Annotated in this window: 18 protein-coding genes; 3 read left to right on the forward strand and 15 right to left on the reverse strand. The window is 60.2% G+C overall.

Annotation, left to right across the window (positions count from 1 at the left end):
• Positions 1-50: 50 nt before the first annotated feature.
• The 6 genes from AB5Z02_RS11655 to AB5Z02_RS11680 are packed head-to-tail and all read right to left on the reverse strand — an operon-like array spanning position 51 to position 5,330.
• Entirely contained in the window at positions 51-704 is a 654-nt protein-coding gene (locus tag AB5Z02_RS11655; RefSeq protein ID WP_236382193.1) for an HAD family phosphatase, read from the reverse strand.
• Between the two features lie 39 nt (positions 705-743).
• Positions 744-1,751: an ABC transporter ATP-binding protein gene (locus AB5Z02_RS11660; RefSeq protein WP_201958417.1), complete on the reverse strand. Its 1,008-nt coding sequence runs from the start codon at positions 1,749-1,751 to the stop codon at positions 744-746.
• A gap of 6 nt (positions 1,752-1,757) precedes the next feature.
• On the reverse strand, positions 1,758-2,534 hold the full coding sequence (locus AB5Z02_RS11665; RefSeq protein WP_068978631.1) for an ABC transporter permease: 777 nt from the start codon (positions 2,532-2,534) through the stop codon (positions 1,758-1,760).
• Entirely contained in the window at positions 2,527-3,426 is a 900-nt protein-coding gene (locus AB5Z02_RS11670) for an ABC transporter permease subunit (RefSeq protein WP_362785536.1), read from the reverse strand. The genes AB5Z02_RS11665 and AB5Z02_RS11670 overlap by 8 nt, the downstream gene beginning before the upstream one ends.
• Complete coding sequence (locus AB5Z02_RS11675; protein ID WP_362785539.1) at positions 3,426-4,259, reverse strand: alkaline phosphatase family protein; 834 nt, start codon at positions 4,257-4,259, stop codon at positions 3,426-3,428. The genes AB5Z02_RS11670 and AB5Z02_RS11675 overlap by 1 nt, the downstream gene beginning before the upstream one ends.
• Before the next feature lie 9 nt (positions 4,260-4,268).
• Positions 4,269-5,330: an ABC transporter substrate-binding protein gene (locus tag AB5Z02_RS11680; RefSeq protein ID WP_005355254.1), complete on the reverse strand. Its 1,062-nt coding sequence runs from the start codon at positions 5,328-5,330 to the stop codon at positions 4,269-4,271.
• 264 nt (positions 5,331-5,594) lie between these two features.
• On the opposite strand from AB5Z02_RS11680, the gene AB5Z02_RS11685 reads away from it, so the two are divergent.
• Positions 5,595-6,359 (forward strand): UTRA domain-containing protein, encoded by a 765-nt coding sequence (locus tag AB5Z02_RS11685; protein ID WP_368216044.1) that lies wholly within the window; start codon positions 5,595-5,597, stop codon positions 6,357-6,359.
• Between the two features lie 150 nt (positions 6,360-6,509).
• Here the strand turns inward: AB5Z02_RS11685 and AB5Z02_RS11690 are convergent, their stop codons facing one another.
• On the reverse strand, positions 6,510-7,274 hold the full coding sequence (locus tag AB5Z02_RS11690) for a helix-turn-helix transcriptional regulator (protein WP_005336490.1): 765 nt from the start codon (positions 7,272-7,274) through the stop codon (positions 6,510-6,512).
• Positions 7,275-8,550: 1,276 nt separating this feature from the next.
• On the opposite strand from AB5Z02_RS11690, the gene AB5Z02_RS11695 reads away from it, so the two are divergent.
• Positions 8,551-9,177: a porin family protein gene (locus tag AB5Z02_RS11695; protein ID WP_021231774.1), complete on the forward strand. Its 627-nt coding sequence runs from the start codon at positions 8,551-8,553 to the stop codon at positions 9,175-9,177.
• 84 nt (positions 9,178-9,261) lie between these two features.
• Here AB5Z02_RS11695 and AB5Z02_RS11700 read toward each other — a convergent pair whose 3' ends face one another.
• From AB5Z02_RS11700 to AB5Z02_RS11735, 8 genes are all read right to left on the reverse strand, one after another.
• A complete protein-coding gene (locus AB5Z02_RS11700; RefSeq protein WP_236287753.1) occupies positions 9,262-10,260 on the reverse strand; it encodes a sensor domain-containing diguanylate cyclase in 999 nt (332 codons plus the stop codon).
• 561 nt (positions 10,261-10,821) lie between these two features.
• Positions 10,822-12,387: a hypothetical protein gene (locus tag AB5Z02_RS11705; protein WP_338773387.1), complete on the reverse strand. Its 1,566-nt coding sequence runs from the start codon at positions 12,385-12,387 to the stop codon at positions 10,822-10,824.
• 26 nt (positions 12,388-12,413) lie between these two features.
• Positions 12,414-14,477, reverse strand: coding sequence for an exodeoxyribonuclease V subunit alpha (gene recD, locus AB5Z02_RS11710; protein ID WP_368216037.1), 2,064 nt, complete (start codon positions 14,475-14,477; stop codon positions 12,414-12,416).
• Complete coding sequence (gene recB / locus AB5Z02_RS11715; RefSeq protein ID WP_368216038.1) at positions 14,474-18,082, reverse strand: exodeoxyribonuclease V subunit beta; 3,609 nt, start codon at positions 18,080-18,082, stop codon at positions 14,474-14,476. The genes recD and recB overlap by 4 nt, the downstream gene beginning before the upstream one ends.
• Positions 18,082-21,435, reverse strand: coding sequence for an exodeoxyribonuclease V subunit gamma (gene recC, locus AB5Z02_RS11720; protein WP_368216039.1), 3,354 nt, complete (start codon positions 21,433-21,435; stop codon positions 18,082-18,084). Before recC ends, recB begins: the two co-directional genes overlap by 1 nt.
• 257 nt (positions 21,436-21,692) lie before the next feature.
• Positions 21,693-22,085 (reverse strand): DoxX family protein, encoded by a 393-nt coding sequence (locus AB5Z02_RS11725; RefSeq protein ID WP_231720058.1) that lies wholly within the window; start codon positions 22,083-22,085, stop codon positions 21,693-21,695.
• A gap of 39 nt (positions 22,086-22,124) precedes the next feature.
• Entirely contained in the window at positions 22,125-22,811 is a 687-nt protein-coding gene (locus AB5Z02_RS11730; RefSeq protein WP_005336514.1) for a pirin family protein, read from the reverse strand.
• 30 nt (positions 22,812-22,841) lie between these two features.
• Positions 22,842-23,174: a hypothetical protein gene (locus AB5Z02_RS11735; RefSeq protein WP_013723379.1), complete on the reverse strand. Its 333-nt coding sequence runs from the start codon at positions 23,172-23,174 to the stop codon at positions 22,842-22,844.
• A gap of 258 nt (positions 23,175-23,432) precedes the next feature.
• Here AB5Z02_RS11735 and AB5Z02_RS11740 point away from each other — a divergent pair, with 258 nt between their 5' ends.
• Positions 23,433-24,347 carry a LysR family transcriptional regulator gene (locus AB5Z02_RS11740; protein WP_231720059.1) on the forward strand — a complete coding sequence of 305 codons (915 nt, stop codon included), beginning with the start codon at positions 23,433-23,435 and terminating at the stop codon, positions 24,345-24,347.
• The last annotated feature ends 35 nt before the right edge of the window (positions 24,348-24,382 follow it).

A 24,382-nucleotide genomic window follows, 5' to 3' on the forward strand; every position in this document is an offset into this window, starting at 1 on the left:
CTTTGTTTTTCGTGCTTCTTGCCGCACGTTAAGCCTGTGTGGCGCGCGACTCAGCGCTGCCACTCCCACACCGGCCAGCCCAGCTCCCCGGCCTGCTGACGCAGCGCGGGGGCAGGATTGACCGCATGGGGATGGCTCACCGCACGCAGCATGGGCAGATCGTTGTGGGAGTCGCTGTAGCCAAAGCTACCCTGCCAGAGGTGGTCCCTGCCGGCAAAGAGCTGGTTGATGCGGGCCACTTTGCCCTCGCGAAAACTGAGGGTGCCGCGGGTCTGGCCGGTCAGCATCCCCTCCTCCTCATCGAGCAGGATGGCAACGCAGTGATCCATCCCCAGCATCTTCGCCATGGGCGCCACCAGATGCTCGCCGGAGGCGGAGATCAGCACCAGATCGTCGCCCCGCTCCCGATGCCATTCGATACGCGCCAACCCCTCGGGGTAGAGGCGCTCGCGCAGCACCTGCTCGGCAAAGCGGGCACAGAGCGAGTCGAGCCACTGGCGCGTCTTGCCCGCCAGCGGTTGCAGGGTGAAGGCCATGTACTGGTGCATATCCATCTTGCCCTGATGGTAGAGGGACATCATGGCCTGCTCCTCGGCGATCATGCTGGCGGGGGCCAGCTCCTCGGCCACCATGTACTCCAGCCAGAGGCTGGCGGAATCCCCCGCAATCAGGGTCTCGTCCAGATCAAACAGTGCCAGTGCCATGGGCGCTCCTCGCAGTAAAAATGGAAATGAAATGCGGCCTCATGCTACCTCACAGAGTTGATCCCGGGCCACCGCCAGGGTCACGGCACTGCCGGTGGCCAGCAGATCGCCAGCCGAGCGGTTGAGGCAATCCACCGTCAACAGCCCCGCCTCGCACTCCACCTGATAGCGGATCACGTTGCCGAGCAGCTGTTGCTGGCGAACGATGCCGGGCAGGCTGGGTTCGCTGCTGGTCGCCCCGGCGGGCAGCAGGGTGATGGACTCCGGCCGCAGCGCCAGCTTGCCCTGAAAACGGGGGCCGAACAGCGACTTGCCCTGCTCGGCGCCGAGCAGGTTGTAGTTGCCGATAAAGCCCGCCACAAACTCGCTGGCGGGGCGGGTATAGATCTCCTCCGGCGTGCCGCTCTGGACGATGGAGCCCTTGTTCATCAGGAAGATCCGATCCGACATGGTGAGCGCCTCCTCCTGATCGTGGGTCACGAAGATGGTGGTGAGCTCAAGGCGCTGCTGGATCTCGCGGATCTGCTGGCGCAGGCTGCGGCGGATGCGGGCATCCAGCGCCGAGAGCGGCTCGTCCAGCAGCAGGATCCGCGGCTGCACCACCAGCGCCCGGGCCAGTGCCACCCGCTGGCGCTGGCCGCCGGATAGCTCGGCCGGATAGCGGCGCTCGAAACCGGTCAGCTCCACCAGCGCCAATGCCTCCTGCACGCTGGCCGCCAGCTCCCGCCCCGGCTGGGGTTTCATCTTGAGGCCGAAGGCAACGTTGTCCCACACCGTCATGTTGGGGAACAGCGCATAACTCTGGAACACCATGCCGATGCCGCGCTTCTGGGGTTCCTGCCAGGTGATGTCCTCACCGGCCACCCGCACCTGACCGCCATCCACCGGGGTGAGCCCCGCCAGCGCCCGCAGCAGGGTGGATTTGCCGCAGCCGGAGGGGCCGAGCAGGGTCACCAGCTCCCCCTTGCGAATGCCGAATTCGATTCCCTCAAACACCGGCGTATCGCCGTAGGATTTGTGCAACTGATTGACTTCTAAATGGAACATCTTGGATCACCGATGAAATCTGTTGGCCGCCCAGGTGAGCAGCAGGGTCAGCAGGAAGTAGCTCATCACCAGCGCACTGGTGAAGTGGCCCGAAGTGGCGCGCATGTTGTAGAGGTAGACCTGCAGGGTCTCGTAACGGGTGCCCACCAGCATGTTGGCAAACACGAACTCGCCGAGCAGGAAGGAGAGGGAGAGAAACAGCGCTGCCAGCAGCCCCTTGCGCAGGCAGGGGATCACCACCAGCAGGAAGGCGCGGGTGCTGCTCGCCCCCAGCAGGTGGGCGGCATCCATCAGATCTTTCAGCGGTACCCCTTGCAGGCTGTTGGCCAGCGCCCGATACATAAAGGGGAGCACCACGGTGAACCAGGTGCCGATCAGGATCCACGGCGTGCCGATGATGGGCAGAACGCCATCGGCGTAGATCTGCAGCAGCCCCACTGACGAGACCACAGGTGGCACCGCGAAGGGGAGCAGGATCAGCAGGTTCATCCAGGGATCCAGCTTTGGGAAGTAGTAGGCCACCACCAGCACGGTCGGCACCAGCACCAGGGTGCCCAGCAGCAGGGTGGCGAAGCAGACCAGGAGGCTGCGGCCAAATGCAGCCAGAAAGCGCGGGTCGCCCCACAGCTTGAGATACCAGTCGAGGGTGAAGCCATCCGGCAGCAGGGTCGCCCCCCAGCGGGTGGAGATGGAGTAGAGAAAGGTAGCCAGCAGCGGCAGCAGCAGGGTTGCGACCAGCCCACCCAGCACCCACTTGGGCCAGCGCGGCGTCAAATCATGCATGGGATTGCCCCTTGTTCACATAGCTCTTTTTCAGCAGCCACTGGTTGGCGGCTGTCACCACTCCCAGCAGCACCATCAGGATCACCGCCAGCGCCGCCGCCATATTGGGCTCGAGGAAGATATCGCCGGAGACCAGACTGGCCACCCGGATGGTCACCAGATTGAAGTTGCCGGTGGTGAGGGCGTAGGCAGAGGCATAGGCCCCCACCGCGTTGGCAAACAGGATGATCAGGGTGCCGAGCAGCGCAGGCGTCAGCACCGGCAGCGCCACATGCCACACATACTGCCCCTTGCTCGCCCCCAACAGCGCGGCCGCTTGCGGCCACTCATCCTGCAGCGCATCGAAGGCCGGATAGAGCAGCAGCAGGGCAAGCGGGATCTGGAAGTAGGTGTAGATGAGGATAAGGCCGCTGCCCGAGTAGAGGTTGAAGCCGTCGATCAATCCCCAGGATTTCAGCAGCAGGGTCACCGCACCGTTGATGCCGAGAATGATGATGAAGGCGAATGCCAGCGGCACCCCGCTGAAGTTGCCGGTCATGGTGACAAAGGCCAACAGCACCCGCTTGACTCGCTCGCCGCTGTGGCGCAGCGCCGCCGCCCCGAGGGTGCCGATGGCAAGCCCCGCCAGACTGGCGATACCGGCAATGCGCAACGAGTTGCCGAACGATTGCAGGTAGAAGGGGGAGCTCAAAATCTCCCGGTAGTAGTCGAGACCCCAGCCATCGGGGGTCTGAAAGCTGCCCACCAGCACCCACACCATGGGAGCGAGCTGGAACAGGATCATCAAGAGGACAAACGGCAGCAGCACCAGCGCGGGCAGCCAGTGGCGACGCACCTTCTGCTTGGTTGCCACGGGTTGATCCGCGAGGATCTCGGTGGTTGCAGGCATCATCAGTGCACCTCGCGCATAAAGGCGGCCTTGAGCAGCGGTGGCGCTGCCGGTTTGTCGTGGGGGATGCCCAGCAGATCGGCCATCAGGGCGCAGAGCTGGGTCTGGGCAATCGCCACCCCATCCGGCCAGCGCTCGATAAAGGCATCGCCAAACAGCCAGAGCGGCACGGTGCGCTCTTCGGGCAGGGTACCGCCGTGGCTCAGGTCGTTGTTCATGCCGTGATCCGAGGTGATCACCACCTGATACCCCTCCGCCAGCCACTGGGGCAGCAGATCGGCCAGCAGGCTGTCCATCCGGCGCGCCTGATTGCGGTACTGGCGGGAATCGAGGCCAAACTTGTGGCCCGCATCGTCCACCCCCATCGGGTGGATCAGCAGAAAATCGGGGTCATATTGGGTTCTGAGCCATTCTCCATCCATCAGCAGATGGCTGTCGGGATAGTTGTCATCCCAGTAGAAGCAGCCGTGCTGGATGGGCAACTGCTCGTCATGAGTAAAGCGATCGCGGGCAGCCAGCCAGGGGCTGCGGTTGTAGAGTTCGCTCACCCAGTAATAGGCCGCCGCTGCGGTGCGTTTGCCCGCAGCGCGGGCCAGATGGAAGATGGAGTCATGCAGACTGAGGCGACTCACCCCGTTGTGGGTGATGCCGCTCACCACCGGCGGCACGCCGGTCAGGATGCACTCGTAGAGGGGTCGGGAGAGAGACGGCAGGGCAGCACTCAGGGTCGTATGCAGGCCCCGCCCCGCCTCCACCATGCCACCGAGGTAGCCCATGGTGTGGGCTACCTCGGCTGCCAGACCATCCACAAGTACCACTATCACCTTGTGTTGCACTGGATTCCCTTACTGCATGTTGATCATGACGGTTTCTTGCCACTGGCGCGGCAGGGCTTTGGAGCTCTGCTCCCAGGCGGCGTGATCCTGCACCGGCTTGGCATTGGCGTACTGCTCGGCCGGCAGCAGCTTGGCCTTCACATCATCCGGCAGGGTCACGTTGCTGCGGATTGGGCGGGCGTAGCCGCGGGCCAGGTTGATTTGACCGGCATCGGAGAGGATGTATTCACGGGCCAGCTTGGCGGCGTTGGGGTTCTTGGCCCACTTGTTGATGATGGTGGTGTAACCGGCAATGACGGAGCCGTCACTCGGGATCACCACATCAAACTTCTTGGGGTCGATCTGGTCGCGGTAGTTCAATGCGTTGAAATCCCACAGCACCCCCACTTCCACCTCGCCCTTCTCGATATTGGCGATGGTGGGATCGTTCAGGGAGAGGCGGCCCTGCTTGGCCAGCTGACCGAACAGCTCCAGTGCAGGTTTCAGATTCTTCTCGCTGCCGCCGGTGGCATAGGCTGCCGCCAGCACGCCGTTGTTGGCCTGGGAGGCAACGCCCACGTCACCCAGGGTCACCTTGTAGTCGCCACCCAGCAGGGATTGCCAGCTGGTGGGAGCGGCCTTGACCAGATCCTTGTTGATCAGGAAGGCGATGGTGCCGGTATAGGCCAGCATCCAGTGACCGTCCGCATCCTTGGCCCAGTTGGGAATATCGGCCCAGGTGGAGGGTTTGTAGGGCTGGGTAACCCCCTGCTTGACCGCAACCGGACCGAAGGCGCCGCCTACGTCACCGATATCGGCGGTGGCATTGGCCTTCTCGGCGGCGAACTTGGCGATCTCCTGCGCTGAGCTCATGTCGGTATCCTGATGCTTGATGCCGTAGATGCTGCCCAGCTGCTGCCAGGTATCCTTCCAGTTGGCCCAGCTGTCGGGCATACCGATGCTGTGGAGCTGGCCTTCGCCACGGGCGGCCTTTTCGAGATCCGCGATATTTTCGGCTGCATAGCTATTTGTGGCAAACAACGGTTGGCTGATGGCCACCATGGCCAGTGCACTTGCGATCACGCTTTTCATCATCCCATCCCTCTGGACTAGGTCAGTTAAGGTTCGAGAGGGATGCTAGAGGGGAATTGTGACGGTGGCGGGGCGCTTTGATGGCAGTTTGATGACAATCACCCTGTCATGGCGCTGTCATCCACAGCAGTTACAACTCTGAACCCGAGTGAGGCTGGACTATTCCAGTAAGGGATTGGCCAGCCACCCGCCTTCTGAATAAGCAACAGGGACAAGAGTGTGACCGAGCCGAGATTGAGCGAGCAGAGAGTGAACGAACAGAGCATGGCCGATGGCCGCTCCTCCTCCAAGTGCGAACAGATTTGCCTGACTCTGCGCCGCTATATCGGCAGCGGCCAGTTGGGGGCCGGGCAGCAGCTGCCCGCCGAACGGGCACTGAGCGAGCGTTTCGCCACCACCCGCATCACCATCAAGGAGGCGCTCTCCAGCCTCGAAGCGGACGGCCTTATCTACCGGGCCGAGCGGCGCGGCTGGTTTGTGGCGCCACCCCGCCTCACCTACGATCCCGCCATCCACACCCACTTTCACCAGTGGATCGGCGAGCAGCAACGCACCGCCGAAACCCGGGTGCTGGCCCACGGCAGCGAACTTGCCAGCAGCGAACTATGCCGCTGGATGGGGCTGGAACCCTTCACCCCACTTTATGAGATCCGCCGCCAGCGCCTGATCGACGGCCGCCCGGTGCTGCATGTCAGCCACCACCTGCTGGCGAGCCGCTTTCCCGATATCGCCAGCGCACCGCTGGCCAGCTCCCTCACCGAGCTCTATCAGCAGCGCTATGGCATAGGCCAGGGTGGGGCGAGTCTCGAGATCACCCCCTCGGCGGCGCGGGGCGCCATCGCCCGCGCCCTCAATCTGGCGGAGGGGAGCGCGGTGCTGCGGCTGGTGCGGGTCAACTATGACGAGCGTGGTGGTCTGGTGGATTGCGATATCGAGCACTGGCGGCCGGATGCCATCCGCATTTGTCTGGATACGCGAGCATTGCAGCCGCTCGCAGGCAAACTGCAACAAACCCGGGTCGCCGATTAGGGAAAATATCCAGAGCACTGTCGAGCACAGTGGCGATCCGCATCTGCCTCGATAACCGGGCGCTGCAACCGGTCGCAAGCAGATCGCAGACCGTTCAACTCACGGAATAACCAGACTCCAACAGAGCGGATCCCGCAGGATCCGCCGGGATCAGTTGTCGATATTGGGGATCATGTCGTCAAAGCTCTGGTAGCCGCAGTCAGCCAGTTGCAGCGACATGGTGTAGGTCTTGGCGTGCTCCTGCTGACCGATGGCGGGGCGGTTGAGCTTGATCTCCTGATGCCAGTACTCCTTCATCCGGTCGATCAGCGCCATCGCCTCTCCCTCGTTGAGGTGCAGCTGGCAGAGCGCCATATAGTTGTTCGACTTGTGCATGTTCTCCACCAGATACTCCCCCAGCACCGACATTGCCTGCCGCGCCTGCTGGCGGGCGAAACGGCTGTGCTGCTCGAAGCTGATCCGCTCGCTGATGAGGAAGTGGTAACTGTTGTCGATACCGAGCTGCAAAATGCCGAGCTTCTCCAGCTTGCGCAGATAGAGGTAGCAGGAGGCATCGGTCAGGCCGTACTCCCGCTTGAGATCGATCAGCGTCTTGTCGCGCCAGAAGATATTGGCGAGAAAGGCGTAGAGCCCCGGCTCGTTGTGAAACGCCTCGTCCTGCTCCTGAGTGAAGACGGCGCGGCGGCTCTGGGCGTCCTGAGTGCGATCCAGCAACTCCTCGAACGAGAGCCCCACCAGATGGCAGATCTCCAGCAGAGTATCGAACGGCAGCGAGGGCTTGTTCATCATCCGTTTCACGGTCGCGATGGAGACACCCATGGCTTCTGCCAGGGTCTGATAGCGGATCCCCTTGTCGGTCAGGGTCTTCTTCAGGGTGTCGAGAATATTGTTGGCCAGGGTCTGGCTGTAGGTCATGCCACTCTTCCTTGTTATCGCACTTTCATTGCATGGTTATGCCGAGTCAGCTTCTGACCTGTTTTTACCTTCAAGGCTCAGATATTGACACCGAAAAAACAGCCTAGAGAAAAAATCGCCTACAACATCAATCAGGACAGACCAGTTGAACGATGAGGGCGCAAAATCTGACACCAGACAGTGCATATCTTTCAACCCGCAAACATTTTGCTAGTGCTGCATAGAACATCGCGCATAATCGAAACGTATCGAATTCAAGACCCTTCCTGGTTGAGAAATCGATTGTTTGCTTCCAAATTTTTATCTTTTAAACCGTAAGGTTTTTTCTCTTTCCTGGCATTGGGCGGCGCTGATAGCACCGCCCTTTTCTTTTCCCTGAATTCGCAGGTCAGGTCAAGGGCCCCGGCAAGGGGAAGTGTCACCGGCCACCCGCCGCCCACTGATGCGCCAGCCACCACGACCGCTCTGGCAAGGTATCCTAAACGGCCATCAATATCGTGTTATTGCCATTCAATATATTTAAATGGCCTGTTTGGAAAGCTTCATTAAATATAAAAACGAATATAAGAAAGTTATTTAAAACTCCAAAAACCTATCTTTTAAATAGCTTGTATATATAAGCAAACGAAATTAATCAGACCGCACGACCCATATCTGCTTATCGCACCTCATGCCCACCCCAACGAGTGCTGCCGGGAGAAATGAAAAGTCACCCACAAGAACCCATCCGCGTATCTGGTGGGCAACATGGCCCATGCATAAACAGCCTCAAAAGACCACCAAAAGCCACGATGGGAACAATCCCAAACCTCAAAAAGAGCAAAAAACAGGCAAAAAGATAGATTTTTTTCTCACGGTTTCACCTTGTGATACGTTCAAAAAATCATCGAAAAGAACCTGATGCCAATCAGTGACATCTGAGATGCCAATTTTTAGACAGCTAATCATGGTTACTCTAGAATTAAAATAAAATGTTGTTATAAATCAATTGCATGGAATCAAAACCAAACTCACAGCCTGTCATTCGCCTCACCGGTTAATTATTTAAATCTCAATAAAGCTAAAACTCTAATAACACCATTTATTAAACAAAATGCCCCTGCTTGCAGCCAGTCATATTTAGAAGAATGGGGAAATCACTCTCTTGTTATTCAGAAATACGCTGACTATACTGCGGCCCCTCTGTGAAAGCAGAGCGATGACGGAAATATAAAAAGCTTCATGGATTGAGCAATATAAATCACACGCAGTTCACGCAACACAAGGTTATTTATCCATGAACAAGTTTAATAAAATTGCCGCATTCTCCCTGCTTGCTCTGGCCATGAATGGCGGCGCCCATGCCGAAGGCTGGTATGCAGGTCTGGACCTGACTACCTCCAAGATGGATCTCGATGGTGCGGCCAAAGACGCCTATGACGCCAAAGTGATCGACGACCAGCTCGACGGCGGCAGCCTGATCGTGGGTTACAGCTTCAAACCCTGGCTGGCGGTTGAAGGTGGCTTGCACGCCCAGCAGATGGATCAGCTGACCTGGGTAACCTCCCCGATTGCAAGCGGCTTTGCCGACACCACCATCGAAACCCGCAGCATCAGCCTGGCCGCCAAGCTGAGCCAGCCGCTGGCCTGGGGCTTCAGCGCCTATGCCAAACCGGGTATCGCCTACACCCGCACCGAATTGGAAGTTGTCGGCAACGCCACCTTCCTCGGTTTCAGCGATCAGGTAAGCAAGAGCGCAACCAAGAGCAAGGTACACCCCAATCTGGAAGTCGGTCTGGACTACGCCTTCAACGACCACTTCTCTGCCGGTATCGGTTACGAGCGCCAGTTCGACGCCCTGAGCCTGGGTGACGAGCACTACTCTCTGGATACCTTCAAGCTGGGTCTGCGCTACCACTTCTAAGTCGCGCCGCGTCAGTCACAATACAAAAGGGCCGCCGGTTTCAAACCTGCGGCCCTTTTTACTGCTCTTTTTCCGTACCCCGCGTTAGCAGATCTGGTCTTTACCCAACTGCTTGGCCTGATAGAGCGCCCGATCGGCGCGCACCATCAGGCTATCTTTCTGCTCATCCTGCTGATACTCCGCCAGCCCGAAGCTCATGGTAGCGGGCGCGTGGGGGCAGATGGGCTCGCTCGCCATCAATGCCTGAAATTTGCTCGCCACCACCAGCGCATCCTCGCGGCCGGTGTTGGGCAACAACACCATAAACTCGTCACCGCCCCAGCGGGCCAGCAGATCGATCTCGCGGATATGGCGGCGCACCAGCGCCACTATGTTGATCAGAGTCTGATCCCCGGCGTTGTGGCCATAGCTATCGTTGATCTGCTTGAAGTTGTCCACATCCATGGCGATCACCGTAAACGGCTGATGGAAGCGGCGCGCCCGCTCACACTCCAGCTGCAACGCCCGCTCCAGCCGATAGCGACTGGCGGCGCCAGTCAGGGCATCGGTCTCTGCCAGCAGACGGTTCTCCTCGGCTTTCTGTTGCAGCGCCTCGTTGAGTCGCACCAGCTCGGCGGTGCGCTCGGCAACCTGCTGCTCCAGCGACTGATTGCGCCGCTCCAGCTGCTCCAGCAACAACTTGCTGGCGTGGATATCGCGATGGGCGCCGATCATCCGCGCCACAGATCCGTCGGGATTGCGCTCAATGATGCGGCCGCAATCCTCAATCCAGAGGTAACTGCCATCCCGGCAGCGGCAACGGTACTCGGCGCGATACTCATGGGCGCTGCCGCTCAGGCAGAGATCGAACTTCGCCATCACTGCCGCCAGATCGTCGGGGTGGATCACGTTCTCCCAGGTGAAGACGGTATTGCCGAGGGAATGAGGCTCGTAACCCAGCATCCGGTACCAGCCGGGGTTGCGATAGACAAAACCGGTATTGGCATGCCAATCCCAGATGCCATCGCTGGTCACCTCCAGAATGCCATGCACCACGGCCTCGCTGACATCCGAGATCCTGATCGTGTCACTGTCCTGCACCATAGCAGTTATCCTTGTTCTTCCGCCCCGCGCCACCACGGGGAATCGCTCTGTTGTCGTGAGGCGCTACCTTGGCATATTGCAACAGATCTGTCAGCCAGAACCCCACCGCACCACCGTTTCCCCGGTTATCGGCCACTCACGGCACAGGCTGAGTCAGGGTGGCCATAAGTGTGGCTCAAGCGCGCCCCATTTACCGGATTTAACTCACGATTCAGTCATTTGGGGGATGGAATAATCGGGCGGCGCAAGAGGGGTGACCAAGTGCAGCATATTGTGCCAACCCGCTCCCCTCACCCTGACCCTCTCCCAGAGGGAGAGGGGATAAAGCGGCATCGGTAATATGATCACCAGCCATGTAGGTTCGATTAGCGAAGCGTAATCGGAAAGCGGTGACGGCATTACTCCCTTCTCCCGTTGATTAAAAAAGGAGGAGAAGGGTCGGGGATGAGGGGAGGAAAAAAGAGATTACGCGGTAAACGTTGGGCTTCGCTACGCTCAGCCACAACCTACACAATCGGTAGGTTGGTGCTGAGCCTGCGAAGCCCAACATACGAGATGCCATTATGCAGCCTGATCTGGACGTGAATCTTTCGATGCAATATTTTTTGCATCTTCTTTTCCACCGCCATCTACGCCAGAGTCAAGAACAGAATTAATTTTATCGGCTTTATCTGCAACAATCTGATTCGCCTTTTCATCTAGTTTCTTAGCAAGAGCAGAGAAACCCGGGATCTTAGAAAGTTTTGTCACTGCGTCAGCAAGTTGCGCGCTTTTATCAAGCGCATCCATAAGTGGATGGTCTGATTTATCATAATTTGAAATCAACTTTCCTGGGTTTTCTGTATTTACAGATACGATGTTAAAGAGAAGTTTAACCCTGAGCTCCTCAGATATAGCCTTGTCCTCCAGTTCATCAATCTGGTGAGATAACCCTTCAAAGGTCTTACTTACAACACCTTTATGAGTATATTCCTCAATAAGTCTCTTAGATAATTTATAACTCTTGTTTGTTGTATATGCCAACCATAAAACAGGAATATACAATGGTAACATTGCACTTAGCAAATACGGCGTATCCTTTATAATCGTAACTAGGTCATCCTCACTAGCAAACAATCTATAAGCGTTTACTGCAAAAGGAAGAAGCGATATAAGGAAAAGATAAAGTATTGCCTTGTTGAAGGACGTTTCATGTTTATTTTGCTCTGCTATCTCTGTCTCTATCTTATCATTGTATGCAGATGCAAGTCCCGCAGTCATTGCCTGTGGCAATAGCTTCCTAATTCGTTGCAATACATCCTCATAAGATTCATTGCAGTTAGTAACATATTCGTCATACTTTAATTCAGCATCAGACTTTAACTCTTTTAAAAATACACTTGTTTTCGACTTATGCTCTTCAATATCAGCTGATAATGTAGACAAATCAGCACGCAGTTCTTTATATGTCTTAGCTAATTTGTCACGGAGCCCTTCAACCCTAGTTGTCGTTTCACTACCAGCATCCGTACTTTCATACCCAAATATCTCATCATGAACATTATCAATCTCTCTTTTCAATGCTGCTGATTGGGATAACAGGTTTTTTATCTTGCCATGATTTGAGTCGCACTCAGCTTTATAGTCATGAATATAGTTAACCGTTTCAACAAGTGCTTCATGCTCTTGAGTTATTGCTTTTATTTTCCCAATAGCCGCAGTGGACTCATCATATGCAGTAACTAAATCTTCATACTTAGAATCAGCATTAGCTAGTAACGTTTGAAGTTTGACATTGATTAGTTCTGAAGAACTATCAATCTCACTAATACGTTCATAGGCAGACTCTGAATCTGACTTGAAAGTATCAATAATACTCTTGGCCTGCTCCGCCTCATCCTTGGCTTTCTGAGCTTTATTTCTATACTCGGACGTTTTTCTAGATGATTGCGCCGCATCTTTTAAACTTTCGGGCACACTCATTTCAAGAGCTTTCAATTCTTCCGAGTTGGCTTTCCCGTTCAGCTCTTGAGTTAGCTCAGACAACCTTTGCCAAATAAATTCCTTCTCTTTATCAAAATATGACTTGTCTAATTTTTCCATGTCCCACCCTCGAATACCTATAAATGAAAGAAAAATATTTTTCACAAATAAACTCTTTTAAGTTTCATCAATCACTCCCCCAACCTCTCCGCCAATCCAGAATAACGCTCGGTCTTTTTCCGCACCGCTTGGGCCAGCAGGGCGCGATCGCCGTAGAGATCGAGGCGGGCCTTGGCGCGGGTGATGCCGGTATAGACCAGCTCGCGGGTCAACAGCGGGCTGGGGCTGTCGGGCAGCACCAGCACGGTATGGGCAAACTCGGAACCCTGGGATTTGTGGATGGTCATGGCGTAGACCGTCTCGTGGGGCGGCAAACGGCTTGGCAGCAGGGCCCGCAATGTGCCATCCGGCTGCTCAAACCATACCTTAAGCCGCCCAGTTTCATCGGGCAGGCAGAGCCCCATATCGCCGTTATAGAGGCCGACCCCGTGGTCGTTGCGCACCACCATCACCGGGCGACCGGCATACCAGTCGCCATCGCGGGCAATCAGGCCAGCCCGCGACAGGGCAAGTTCGAGCCGCTCGTTAAGACCCAGCACGCCGAACGGGCCATCGCGCAGGGCGCAGAGGATCTGGAAGCTGTTGAATGCCTTGAATACGGCGGCAGGCGCCTCCCCCGCGCGGGCCGCCTTCAGATAGCTACCATAACCGGCCACCCCCTGGGCAATCAGAGCGTCGTAGGCCTCCCCGGCCCAGGGATGCAGACTGATATCCCTAAAGCCCATGCCCCAGACTGATTCCACCGCCGTGGCATCGCCGCTGTTGCAGGCGCGCGCCAGCTGGCCGATGCCCGAATGCTGATCAAAGCGCCAGCTCTTGGCCAGCAAACAGAGGCTGTCGCGCACCGGGGCCCCCGCGGGCGTGCCCTGCAAGCGGTAGCCGGTCTGGCGGGAGAGCCAATCCGCCTGCGCCGGACTGATGCCCTGTTCAATAAAGCTGCAGATATCGCCGAGCACGGCCCCCGCCTCCACCGAGGCGAGCTGATCCTTGTCGCCGAGCAGGATCAGGCGGGCGTGACTTGGCAGCGCATCGAGCAGCCGCGCCATCATCGGCAAATCGACCATGGAGGCCTCATCCACCACCAGCAAGTCGAGGTGCAACGGGTTGCCCGCGTGGTGGCGGAACTGGCTGCGCCCCGGAATGACCCCGAGCAGCCTGTGCAAGGTGCCCGCTTCGGTGGGGATCGCTTCGACCCACTCGGGGGGCAGATCGAGGGCTTGCAGGGCAGAGCCGATACTCTCGGTCAGGCGCGCCGCCGCCTTGCCGGTGGGGGCCACCAGCCGGATCGCCGGCGCCTTGCCTGCTTGCAGGCCGGTCTCCACCAGAATGGCGAGCAGCTTGGCGACCGTGGTGGTCTTGCCGGTGCCGGGCCCGCCGGAGATCACCGCAAAGGGGCGCGCCGCCGCCGTGGCCGCCGCCAGCTTCTGGCCGTTGCAGCAGAGCGCCTCGGGCACCAGCGTATCCAGCTTGCTCAGGTCGCTCGCCGCCTGCGCACTGGCGAGCAGCGCCTCGATGGCGGGCCAATCCACTTCATTGGGGAACACCAGATCCAGATACTTCTCGATAAAGTGGCGGGCCGAGAAGTCGGGGGCGAGGCGGGCCTTGAGCAGCGCCCCAAACACGAGGCCGTAGTCGCGGGCAAACAGCCGCGACAGGGCGGGAGCAATCTCCGGCCATTCGGCGCGTTCACTCAACGCGCGCAGATGGCGGGCCACCCCCAGTTCAAAATCGTGGTAGCGGGTGAGGTAGAGCCGACCGTGCCACAGCCGCAGCGGCCAGCGCGGGGCGAGCCCCTCATCCTGCTCGGTACCAACCAAGGGACTAGCCGCAAACAGAGCGGGCCAGCGGGCAGGATCCGCCAGATCCAGCAACAGATCCCGGCTCTGCTGGGGATCCAGCCCGAACGGGCGCAGGGATCCGGCAGCGAGCATCTCCAGCGGCAGACAGACATGGCCACGCCCCAGTTCGAAGCAGGTGAGCGCAGCCCCCAGCACCAGCTCGGGGCTGCCGCCAAGGTCGGCCACCAGCCTGGCAAATTGCAGATCCAGCTGGCGGATGCGGCCAGCCAGCGCCAGTGTTTTGAGCCGTTCAACCATCATTGCGCTGGTCGCGGTGCTGATCATGGTGCCGCTCATGCCTCTACCTCGTTTAATGCTTGAGATCCCGCTGCTGGCAGCTCACTGCCTTCGCGAAACAACTTATCCAGCCCCAGCACCAGTTCACGGCTGGGGCGGGTATGGAAAATGCCCCCCTGTGGCATGCCGCGCAGGAACAGATAGAAAACGCCGCCAAAGTGCTGCTCGAAGTCGTAGCCCGGCAGGCGCAAGGTGAGCAGCCGGTGCAGCGCCAGCGAGTAGAGCTGGTATTGCAGGTCGTAGCGGTGCTCGGCCATCGCCCGCTCCAGCGCCGGACGGCTGTAATCGGCGGGGCTCATGCCGAGGTGGTTTGATTTGTAGTCGAGCAGATACCAGCGCCCCTGCCACTCGAACACCAGATCGATAAAGCCCTTGAGCATCCCCTGCACGGTGGCAAAGCTGAGCGGCTTGTTGCCCCGCGACAGCGGGTCGTGCTGCTGGCAGAGCGCGGTCAGCGCCGGTGCCGTCACCCGCCCCATGGGCAGGAAGAACTCCAGCTCCACCTGTTTACGCTCGGGGGCCAGATCCCGCAGCCGCACCGGCTCGCCAAAGCCAGTCTCCAGCGGGGTATCGAGCACCGCCTCCACCTGCTGTTGCAGCACAGGGGCCCAACTCTCATCGAAGCCGTCTTGCAACAACAAGCTGGCGATATGCTCTGCCAACGGCTCGCCTGCGGCGCTTTGAAAGTCGATGGTCTCGAACAGGCTGTGCAACAGGGTGCCGGGACGCGCCCCCTTCGGGAAGGTGAAGATGGAGGGCTGGGGCGCCTCTTCCGGTTGCTCGGAAGCCAATACAGCCGCCTCGGTCACCACCTCGTCATCGAAGCCGGGATTGGCCAGCACGCCCTTGCTGTGACCATGACCCTGCGCCGCCAGCCCGGAGTAGGAGCTGATCCACCAGTCCCGCTCAAGGGAACCGCTAAAGTGGCGCACCTGCGGCTCACCCAGCTGCTCCTCCTCTGGCGGCAGCGGGGCCGGACGGGTGAGCGAGGGCTCACCGACGGCCACCCCGGGCAGCGCCTGCGACAGCTCGGTGAGGGCGGTCGCCAGCGTCTGTGCATCCCCCTCTTCGCCCTTTTGCAGCAGGTAGCCGATGGCGGTGTGGTGCAGGTCGGTCTTCTCCGACTTGCCAGCCCCCGCCCGCACCGGCGCCAGCCCCAGCCAGGTGGCGTAGACGCCCCGGGTCAGCGCCACATAGAGCAGCCGCAGATCTTCAGCAAGGCGCTCCCTGTCCGCTTCGGCGAGCGACGAGTCGGCGCCGGTCAGATCGAGAATGGTGCGATTGCCCGCCTCGTCCGCCTCGTGATAGAGCGGGGTCTCGGCGGTTCTATGGCTGCAGATAAAGGGCAGGAATACCAGAGGGTACTCCAGCCCCTTGGATTTGTGGATGGTGACGATCTGCACCAGCTTGCGCTCTGATTCGAGGCGCAGTACCTGCTCCGCATCCTGCCCGTTGGGGCGGCTCACCGCCTCCCCCAGCCAGCGCAGCAGGGCATATTCCCCGTCCAGCTCGCTGCTCACCTGTTGCAGCAGCTCGCCAAGATGGAGGAAGTTGGTCAGCCGCCGCTCGCCATAGGGGCTCGCCAAAAGCGAAGAGGCGAGATTGCGCCGGTGCAGCAGGGCCCGCAGCATCGCCAGCACGCCACGGCGGTGCCAGATCTTGCGGTACTCCATAAACTCCTGCACCGCGCTCTCCCACGCTCGCTCGTCGCTGGCCAGCCCATCGAGCGCCTTGGCATCCAGATCAAACAGCACGGTCGCAAGCGCCGCCCGCAGGCTGCGCTCTTCGCTCGGGTTCTGGCAGGCGTGCAAAATCAACAGGATCTCCCGCGCCTCCGTCTGTTCCAGCACGCTCTCGCGGTTCGACAGGTAGACGGAGGCGATGGCGAGGCGCGCCAGCTCCTGCTGCACCAGCTTGCCCTCGACGCCGGTGCGCACCAGCACGGCGATATCCCCGGCCTTTACCGCCTTGTCACCGATCAGCGCCTTGCCCTCGCGGGCGAGGGTCAGCAGGCGGTGGATCTCGGCGGCGGTGGCGCGGGCCATCTTGCTCTGGTAATCCCCCCGATTGAAGGTGGGCTGACCGGTCAGCTGCCAGCAGTGGAGCACGGGCGCGGTGACGCCATCGAGCAGCAGCGCCTTGCTCTTGCCCTGCGCCTCCACCGGCAGGAAGGGAATATCCGCCTCATAGATAAAGGGATCCTTGGCCCGCTCGAACAGGCCGTTGACCGCCCCCACCAGCGCACTGCTGGAGCGCCAGTTGCGCCCGAGGGTGTAGTGGGCGCTCACATTTCGCCGCGCCTGAATGTAGGTAAAGATGTCAGCGCCGCGAAAGCCGTAGATGGCCTGCTTGGGGTCACCGATCATCAACAGCGCCGTGTCGGTGTGGCCACCGTAAAGCCGATGGAAGATGCGGTACTGCTGGGGGTCGGTATCCTGAAATTCGTCGATCATCGCCACCCGATAGGTGGCGCGAATCCGCTCGCACAGCCGCTCGCCAAGGCTGGAGCCAAGCGCCCCGTCGAGGTCTTTGAGCAAGTCATCGAAGGAGAGCTGATGGGCTTGGCGCTTGCTGGCCTGCATCCGGCTGCGCACTACTTTGGCCGCCCGCTGCAGGATAAGGTCGCGAATACCTGGGCGGCTCGCCAACAGCTGGTCGATCTGACTGAACAGTGGCAGGGTCGGCACAGCGCCCCCCTTCTTGAGGTTCTCCTCCAGCACCGTCTGGCCGAAGCGCTCCAGCTCCTTCGGGATGGCGTAACCACTGCTCTCGTCCTGCGCCCAGTCGGCTATCTTGGCAAGCCACCCTTCGTAGTTCTTGCCGGTGTAGCGGCTGATCTGGCCGTCGGTCTGGCGGCGGATCTCGTCCCCTTGCGCCAGCCATTCGCTCTTCACCGCCGCGATGCGACTCATGGCCGCCTGATGGCGGGCGGCGAGGGTCTCGTCCCCCAAGGCTGGGTGGATCTCCAGCTCGCTGTTGTCGAGCCAGCTGCCCATCTCCCGCAGCAGGGCGGCGGGGCTCGGCCAGAGCGCGCGCACCGCGCTGGCGAGGGGTTTATCCACCGGATAGAACTCGGCACGCCAGTAGTCGCTCACCGCCTGCAGCCTGAGCTGGCTGTCGTCGGTGAGAAATTCGGTTTCAAAGAGGGCGCCAGACTCGAAGGCGTTCTGCTTGAGCATCCGCTGGCAGAAGCCGTGGATGGTAAAGACCGCCGCCTCATCCATCTGCCGCTCGGCAGCCAGCAGGCGACGGGCCGCCAGTTCGTGATCCTCCACCTCGGCCAGCAGTTGGGCCAGCAGGGTGTCACTGCTATGACCGCGCATAAAGGCGAGGCGCGCCTCGTGAATGCGACCGCGGATCCGCCCGCGCAGCTCGGCGGTGGCCGCTTCGGTAAAGGTCACCACCAGAATTTCGGTCACCGAGAGTGGCCGCTCGTGGGCACTCGGCTGACCAGCATCGGCGCCCTCTTCAATGAGCGGGCCGTGACCCAGCAGCAGGCGCAGGTAGAGACCGGCGATGGTGTAGGTCTTGCCGGTACCGGCAGAGGCTTCGATCAGTCGTTCACCGTGGAGGGGAAAACGCAGAGTATTGAGCGGGTTAGCCATTATTTCAGCTCCTCCAGGGTCTTGAGCAGCGGGGTCAGGTGTTCGCGGGCCAGCGCCTGCAACTGACCAAGCACCTCGTCATCGAGTTCGGGGAAGCAGCGGGCGACGTAAACGTCTTGCCCCTCCCCATTGATCATCCAGCCGCCGTTGAAACGGGTGAGGGCCGCCTTGTCGGCTGCCTCCGGCTTGTCGGGATCCTTCTCGATCGCCTTGAGCCAATCCCAGGCGGTGTTGGGGAAGAAGGGCAGCGGCCGCTTCATCCCCTGCGCCCAGCACGCCACCAGCGCCGCCAGTTTGGGGCGCGCCTCATCGGCAGCGAGCTTGGCTAACCGCAGACTCTGTTTGGCATCGAACAGCAGGGTGTCGCCGGGGGCGCTGCTCAATGAGAGGCAGAGGTGCTGGATCCAGCCCAACAGCAGATCCTTGCCGTTGAAGCTGCCGGGTTTGACCACCAGCAAGCGCCCTTTCTGAGTGTCGATCCACCCTTGCAGCTGGCCCTGAGTGAGAGAGATATCGATCTCCACCGCCTGCTTTTCTGACTCATTGGCCGCAACCCATGGCCGCAGCCGATCCGCCAGCTTGCCCATCTCGGCATCCAGATCGTCCAGCAGCAGGCTGCCGAACCACCCTTGCGGCAACAGGCCGGTGAGCTGCAACCGCTCGCGACGCTCGGTACTTTCACCTTCCGCCAGATGGGCATCGAGCAGCAGATCTTTCAGCTGGTAATGTTGCAGGCCATCCAGCTCGAACGGCTCGCTGTCCTCGATGTTGGCTTCGTTCAGCTCAAACCACACCTTGAGACGGCGGTTGAGGAAATATTTGGTGGGCTGGCGATAGAAGCGCAGCAGCTCCGCCAGCTCCAGCCCCTGCTCCTTGCCCCATTCGGGGGGGAGAGGCAGCTCGCCGCTCTGGAAGTTGGCCGCGCCACGCACCGGATTGAGGGCGGGCAACCAGTCGGCGGCATAGGTAAAGAGGCGCGAACCCGCCTCCGGGTAGAAGTAGTTGCGGCTGTAGGGGGTGAGCGGATGCGCCACCATCAGGTGGTTGAGCAGCCGCTTGCCGGAGGTTTCGTCGTCGAGATCCTCATCCCCCGCCAGCACGAAGCCCTGTCGTACATAGTCGATCAGCTCCGCCAGCAGCACCGATGGCACCTTGTCGCTGTTGTCCTGCGCGCTGAAGCCCTGATAGCTGATATAGAGCCCCTGCTGGGCGCTGAGCAGCGCCTCGAGGAAGAGGTAGCGGTCATCATCGCGACGGGAGCGATCCCCACGCCGCGATGCCACTGCCATCAGATCGAACCCCATGGGAGCCAGGGTGCGCGGGTAGACGCCGTCGTTCATGCCAAGCAGGCAGACCTGCTTGAAGGGGATGGAGCGCATCGGCATCAGGGTGCAGAAGTTGACCTGACCGGCGAGGAAGCGCTGGCTGGAGCGGGACTCTCCCAGCACGCTGCCGAGGTAATCCTGCAACAGATCGGTGGTGATGGGCTGCTCGAAACGGGCCTCGCCAAGCCGGGTCTGCCACTCGACCAGCTGGCTGCGAATAAGCTGAAGCTGACGTTCTTCATCTTCGTCGGCCAGATAGAAGCGCTCCAGCAGCGCCAGCAGGCAGGCGTTCCACTCGGCCAGCGGCTGCGCCTGTTGCAGCCGAGGCAAAAACTCGGCCAGCGAGTCGACGAACCAGGCGAGCTTGCCGAGTGCCAGCCCCTGCTGACCCTCAATATCGGCGTAGGGCAGGATGCCCGCCACCGGCTCGCCATCCCCCATGGCAAAGCCGAGCAGCATGCGGCGCAGGCCGAACAGCCAGCTGTTGCCGGACATGGGCGGAAGATCGAACCGGACGGGGTAGCCGTCATCCAGCCCCCAGCGGATGCCGGTCTCCTGCACCCAGACCCGCAGCTGGTTGAACTCGTCGTCATCCAGCTCGAAGCGGCGCAGCACGGCGGGCACCTCGAGAATGGCGAGCAGCTCCCCTGCCCCGAAGCGGGCATTGGGCAGCCTGAGCAAGGCGAGGAAGCTTTGCAGCAGGGGGCTCTCCTGACTCGCCGCCCGATCCGAGACCGCAAACGGGATCTGACCGCGCGCGCCAAACACCGCCTGAATGTAGGGGCCGTAGCTGTTCACATCCGGCATCATCACCACCACATCTTTCGGGGTGAGGGTCGGGTCCTGCTCGAACAGCGCCAGCAGCCGGTCGTGCAGCACCTCGAGTTCGCGCATCGGGCCGTGGCAGGCGTGGATCTGCAAGGATCCATCCGCCGGATCGATCGGGCTCTTGTGGTGGCTGCTGTCGAGATCGAACTGACCGGCGCCTCGCTCGGCCAGCTCCAGCACATCCTTCTGGATGGCGCGCAGCAGGCTGACATTGCCCTTGCCATCCACTTCGTCGATATCGACGAAAGCCTCGATTTGCGGCACCTCCAGCTCCATCAGCTGATGCAGGTAGTCGCGCCCCAGCTTGCCCATGGAGGCGAGCAGCGGGTTGGCGGGGCCTTGCAATGTCTCGATGTCGGTACCGGGTTTGAGCTTGTTCTCCAGCCGAGCCAGGGTCTTGCGATCCAGCAGATCCCCCCAGTAGTAGCGGCAGGGGTTGGTGACGAACAGGTGCACCTCCACCTCCGACCGACTGCCGAGGGCCAGCAACGCCTCCACATAGCGCGGCGGCAGCGCCGAGATGCCGAACACAAAGACCCGCTGCGGCAGCTTGCCCGGCAGATCGGCGGTACGCGCCAGCTCGTGGATAAACTCCTCGTAAAGGTTGGCGCGGTGGTAACCGCTCGGAGAGAGCGCCAACGTGCGAGCCACCAGCTCGCGCCACAGCTCCGGCTGCCAATCCTGACCGCTCACCCCGGCCAGATCCTGACTCAATCCTTCCCCCTCTTCCCAGCGGGCGATCCAGTCCGGCCGGTAAACCAGATACTGGTCAAAGAGATCCGCTACCTTCTGGCAGAGCTGCCACAACCGCACCTGCTCGGGATCCTTGGCGGGATCCTCCTCATCTCCCCCACCCAGATAGGCGGCGAGCGGGGCAAAGGCGGGGCGATCCAGCAAGGCAGGCAGAATGGTCATCAGCTGCCAGCTCATGGATCCCTTGTTGTAGGGGCTCTGACGCGGCACATCCGCCAACACCCGGGTGAACATCTCCCAGATAAAGCTGGCGGGCAGCGGAAAGTCGATATTGGCGGCGATGCCGAAGGCCTTGGCCAGCTCCAGCTTGAGCCACTGGGCCATGCCCGGACTCTGCACCAGGATCTGCTCCCGATCGAAAGGGTGAGAGAGGGGGGCCTGCCGGATGCGGCTCACCAGCAGCTCTTTGAGCAGATCCAGCTGATTGGAGTGGTAGAGGGTAAACATGAGCAATTCCCGCCTGTGGATGAGAGGGGGCGAGGGAAAAGGCGAGCCATTTCCGTCACTTCACAAGAGAGGGAATTGTCGGGGATCGGGGGATAAGATGCAAAAGGCACTTGTGGCCAGCAGGCGGGCAAACCGCTGAACCATGAGGGGGGCCGCAGATTTGACGCGCCACCTCACCTATCCGGAAAACGCAGACAGAAAAAAGCCGGTGCAGGGCACCGGCCAAAAGGCATTGGAAAACTTGACTCTTCAGGGCATTACCAGTTTTTGCCGAGACGGGCATCCACACTGAAAGCCCCTGCTCCGGCCGCCGCCAGCGCCAGGAAACCACCGGCGACGGAGACGTTCTTCATAAACATCAGCATCTGCATCTGTTCTGCAGGCTGATAATGGAAAATAAAGGCAGCCATCAGGGTGAAACCGGCCAGCAGCACGGAGAGGCTGCGGGTAAAGAGACCCAGCATGATGGCGAGGCCACCACCCAGCTCAAGCAGGATCACCAGCGGCAGGATAAAACCCGGCACCCCCATCGCTTCCATATAGCCCTGGGTGCCGGCGTAACCACCGATCTTGCCCCAGCCAGCTATCACGAACATCAGCGCCAGCAGTACACGACCCGCCAGCAGCGCTACATCTTTCATCTTGTCCATTTCATATTCCTCGTTTGTGTCACATCACCGCTGACTGCTTCAGGGTAGGTCAAATAACAGAGCTTGGCTGGCACTGGTCGCAACCAGCTCCCACCGGTATTCATCACGACTGAGCACCCCGTCGCCGGGTCGGGCAGCCAGACCGTTGGCGGTCAGCTCCCCTGAAATCATCTGCAGGTAACCGTGTCGGCCAGCCAGTGCCCATTCGAGCGTCTCGCCCGGGGCCAGTTCCAGCCGCCATACGCGGGCCTGCTGGCGGATCCGCAGCGATCCTGCCTCGCCATCCGGTGACGCCACCAGCGTCATGCCCGGTCTGGACTCGATCTTCTTCTGCTGATACCCGGGTGGCGTGCCGAACTCGTTCGGCTCGATCCAGATCTGCAACAGGGAGAGAGGATCCGTCTGCGAGGGGTTGTACTCGCTGTGGCGGATCCCGCTGCCTGCACTCATCAGCTGGAAATCCCCTGCCGGGATCTGCTCGGCATGGCCGAGGCTGTCCTTGTGCTCTATGGTGCCTTGCAGCACGCAGGTGAGGATCTCCATATTGGCGTGAGGGTGGGTGGCGAATCCGCCACCCGGCGCAACCAGATCCTGATTGATCACTCGCAGTACCGAGTGTCCCATCCACTCCGGGTCATAGTAGTGACCGAAGGAGAAACTGTGGCGCGCGTCCAGCCAGCCAAAGTTGGCCTTGCCCCGCGCTTCTGCGGCTCTCAATTGCATCATGGTCTGCTCCTCACCTACCGGGACGGTTGATTAACGCTGTTTGCCGCTACCGATACCGAACGGAATACGGTATTCACTGCTCTGGTCAGCCAGGCTGACGGTCAGGTTGCCCTGGGTACGGCTCGGGATCCGCACCTGCTGGGTGCCTGTCAGATTGGCGTGGACTGATGCCAGCAGATCGCCAGACTCGTCACGCACTTCCAGCATCGGATTGGCTTTGCCATCCATTGCGGCAGTGGCGTTCCAGTTCACAAACAGCACGCCGGGCATGGCATTGAAGTCAGCCGGTACGGAAGCTTGGGCGAAACCAGTGGTCATCAGGCCTGCAACAGCCAGCATCTTGATTACGTTTTTCATGTTCATTCACTCTCTTGTTTTATATGTCATTGCCAAGGCCTTTTCGGCCAGAATCAATGCATCCATGCAAGAGGTTATTCAAATAGTGTGTTGTTCTTTCACCGACGTCAGACAGACCGATTTGGAGTGTCACAGTGCGGAACTACCCGCATATTTGGCCGCTCGACGTTCCTGCCTAAGCGTTGATTGAATATTAAAGTGACATGACCTAACTTGTTAGCGAGATAAACTGGCAAACATATTCAAAAAAATTGAAGGTGAGGAATGGCCAAGGAATCGAACAAGGAACGGGCGCTGACCCTGGAGGCAATCCGGGTGCTGGACGCCATCGACCGCCGTGGCAGCTTCGCGGCGGCGGCCGACGAGCTGGGCAAGGTGCCCTCGGCATTGAGCTATACGGTGCAAAAGCTGGAAGACGAACTGGATGCCATGCTGTTTGACCGCAGCGGCCACCGCACCAAATTTACCCCGGCGGGACGCATGCTGCTGGAGCGCGGCCGGGTGCTACTGGAAGCGGCCGAACATCTGGTGGGCGAGACCCGGGCGCTAGCCCGTGGCTGGGAGACCGACATCACCATCGCCGTTGATGCGCTGGTCCCGGTGCAGGCCCTCTACCCCTTGGTGGAGAAGCTGGCCGAGCAGACCGATACCCGACTGCGGCTGCGGGCCGAGGTGCTGGCGGGTAGCTGGGAGTGTCTGGAAGATGGTCGCGCCGACCTGCTTATCTCCTCCATCAACCCGGACATCATGATGACCGGCATCAAGCATCAGGTGATCAAGGACGAGGTGATGCTCTACGTCGCCCATCCCGATCATCCGCTGCATCAGGAACCCGAACCCTTGGCCGACGAGACCCTGCGCCGCTACCGCGCCATCGCGGTCGCTGATACCGCCCTGCGCAAACCGGTACTTACCTACCGCCTGCTGGACAAGCAGCCGCGCCTCACTGTCAGCACCATGACGGAGAAACGGGATGCCCTGCTGGCAGGAATCGGGGTCGGCACCATGCCACAGAGCTGGATTGAGGAGGACATCCGGGCCGGACAGCTCAAGGTGATCAGCCCCGAATATCGCCATCAGTTGCAAGTAGTGCTGGCCTGGCGGCGAGACACCATGGGCAAGGCCAAAAGCTGGCTGGTGCGGGAGATACCAAAACTGTTTGCAGCTGGTGAGAAATGAGACCCAGTTAACAGAAATGTTAATTGAGTGCCTCA

The sequence above is a fragment of the Aeromonas sp. R2-3 genome (assembly GCF_040908375.1).
GTDB classification, from domain to species: Bacteria; Pseudomonadota; Gammaproteobacteria; order Enterobacterales; family Aeromonadaceae; genus Aeromonas; species Aeromonas veronii.

Bases quoted from the DNA above. Each gene is read 5' to 3' on its own strand.
- AB5Z02_RS11670 (WP_362785536.1), bottom strand. From the start codon at position 3,426: ATGATGCCTGCAACCACCGAGATCCTCGCGGATCAACCCGTGGCAACC.
- AB5Z02_RS11660 (WP_201958417.1), bottom strand. From the start codon at position 1,751: ATGTTCCATTTAGAAGTCAATCAGTTGCACAAATCCTACGGCGATACG.
- recB (WP_368216038.1), bottom strand. From the start codon at position 18,082: ATGGCTAACCCGCTCAATACTCTGCGTTTTCCCCTCCACGGTGAACGA.
- AB5Z02_RS11695 (WP_021231774.1), top strand. From the start codon at position 8,551: ATGAACAAGTTTAATAAAATTGCCGCATTCTCCCTGCTTGCTCTGGCC.
- AB5Z02_RS11740 (WP_231720059.1), top strand. From the start codon at position 23,433: ATGGCCAAGGAATCGAACAAGGAACGGGCGCTGACCCTGGAGGCAATC.
- AB5Z02_RS11690 (WP_005336490.1), bottom strand. From the start codon at position 7,274: ATGACCTACAGCCAGACCCTGGCCAACAATATTCTCGACACCCTGAAG.
- AB5Z02_RS11700 (WP_236287753.1), bottom strand. From the start codon at position 10,260: ATGGTGCAGGACAGTGACACGATCAGGATCTCGGATGTCAGCGAGGCC.
- AB5Z02_RS11665 (WP_068978631.1), bottom strand. From the start codon at position 2,534: ATGCATGATTTGACGCCGCGCTGGCCCAAGTGGGTGCTGGGTGGGCTG.
- recD (WP_368216037.1), bottom strand. From the start codon at position 14,477: ATGAGCGGCACCATGATCAGCACCGCGACCAGCGCAATGATGGTTGAA.
- AB5Z02_RS11735 (WP_013723379.1), bottom strand. From the start codon at position 23,174: ATGAACATGAAAAACGTAATCAAGATGCTGGCTGTTGCAGGCCTGATG.
- AB5Z02_RS11655 (WP_236382193.1), bottom strand. From the start codon at position 704: ATGGCACTGGCACTGTTTGATCTGGACGAGACCCTGATTGCGGGGGAT.
- AB5Z02_RS11685 (WP_368216044.1), top strand. From the start codon at position 5,595: ATGGCCGATGGCCGCTCCTCCTCCAAGTGCGAACAGATTTGCCTGACT.
- AB5Z02_RS11730 (WP_005336514.1), bottom strand. From the start codon at position 22,811: ATGATGCAATTGAGAGCCGCAGAAGCGCGGGGCAAGGCCAACTTTGGC.
- AB5Z02_RS11725 (WP_231720058.1), bottom strand. From the start codon at position 22,085: ATGGACAAGATGAAAGATGTAGCGCTGCTGGCGGGTCGTGTACTGCTG.
- recC (WP_368216039.1), bottom strand. From the start codon at position 21,435: ATGTTTACCCTCTACCACTCCAATCAGCTGGATCTGCTCAAAGAGCTG.
- AB5Z02_RS11680 (WP_005355254.1), bottom strand. From the start codon at position 5,330: ATGAAAAGCGTGATCGCAAGTGCACTGGCCATGGTGGCCATCAGCCAA.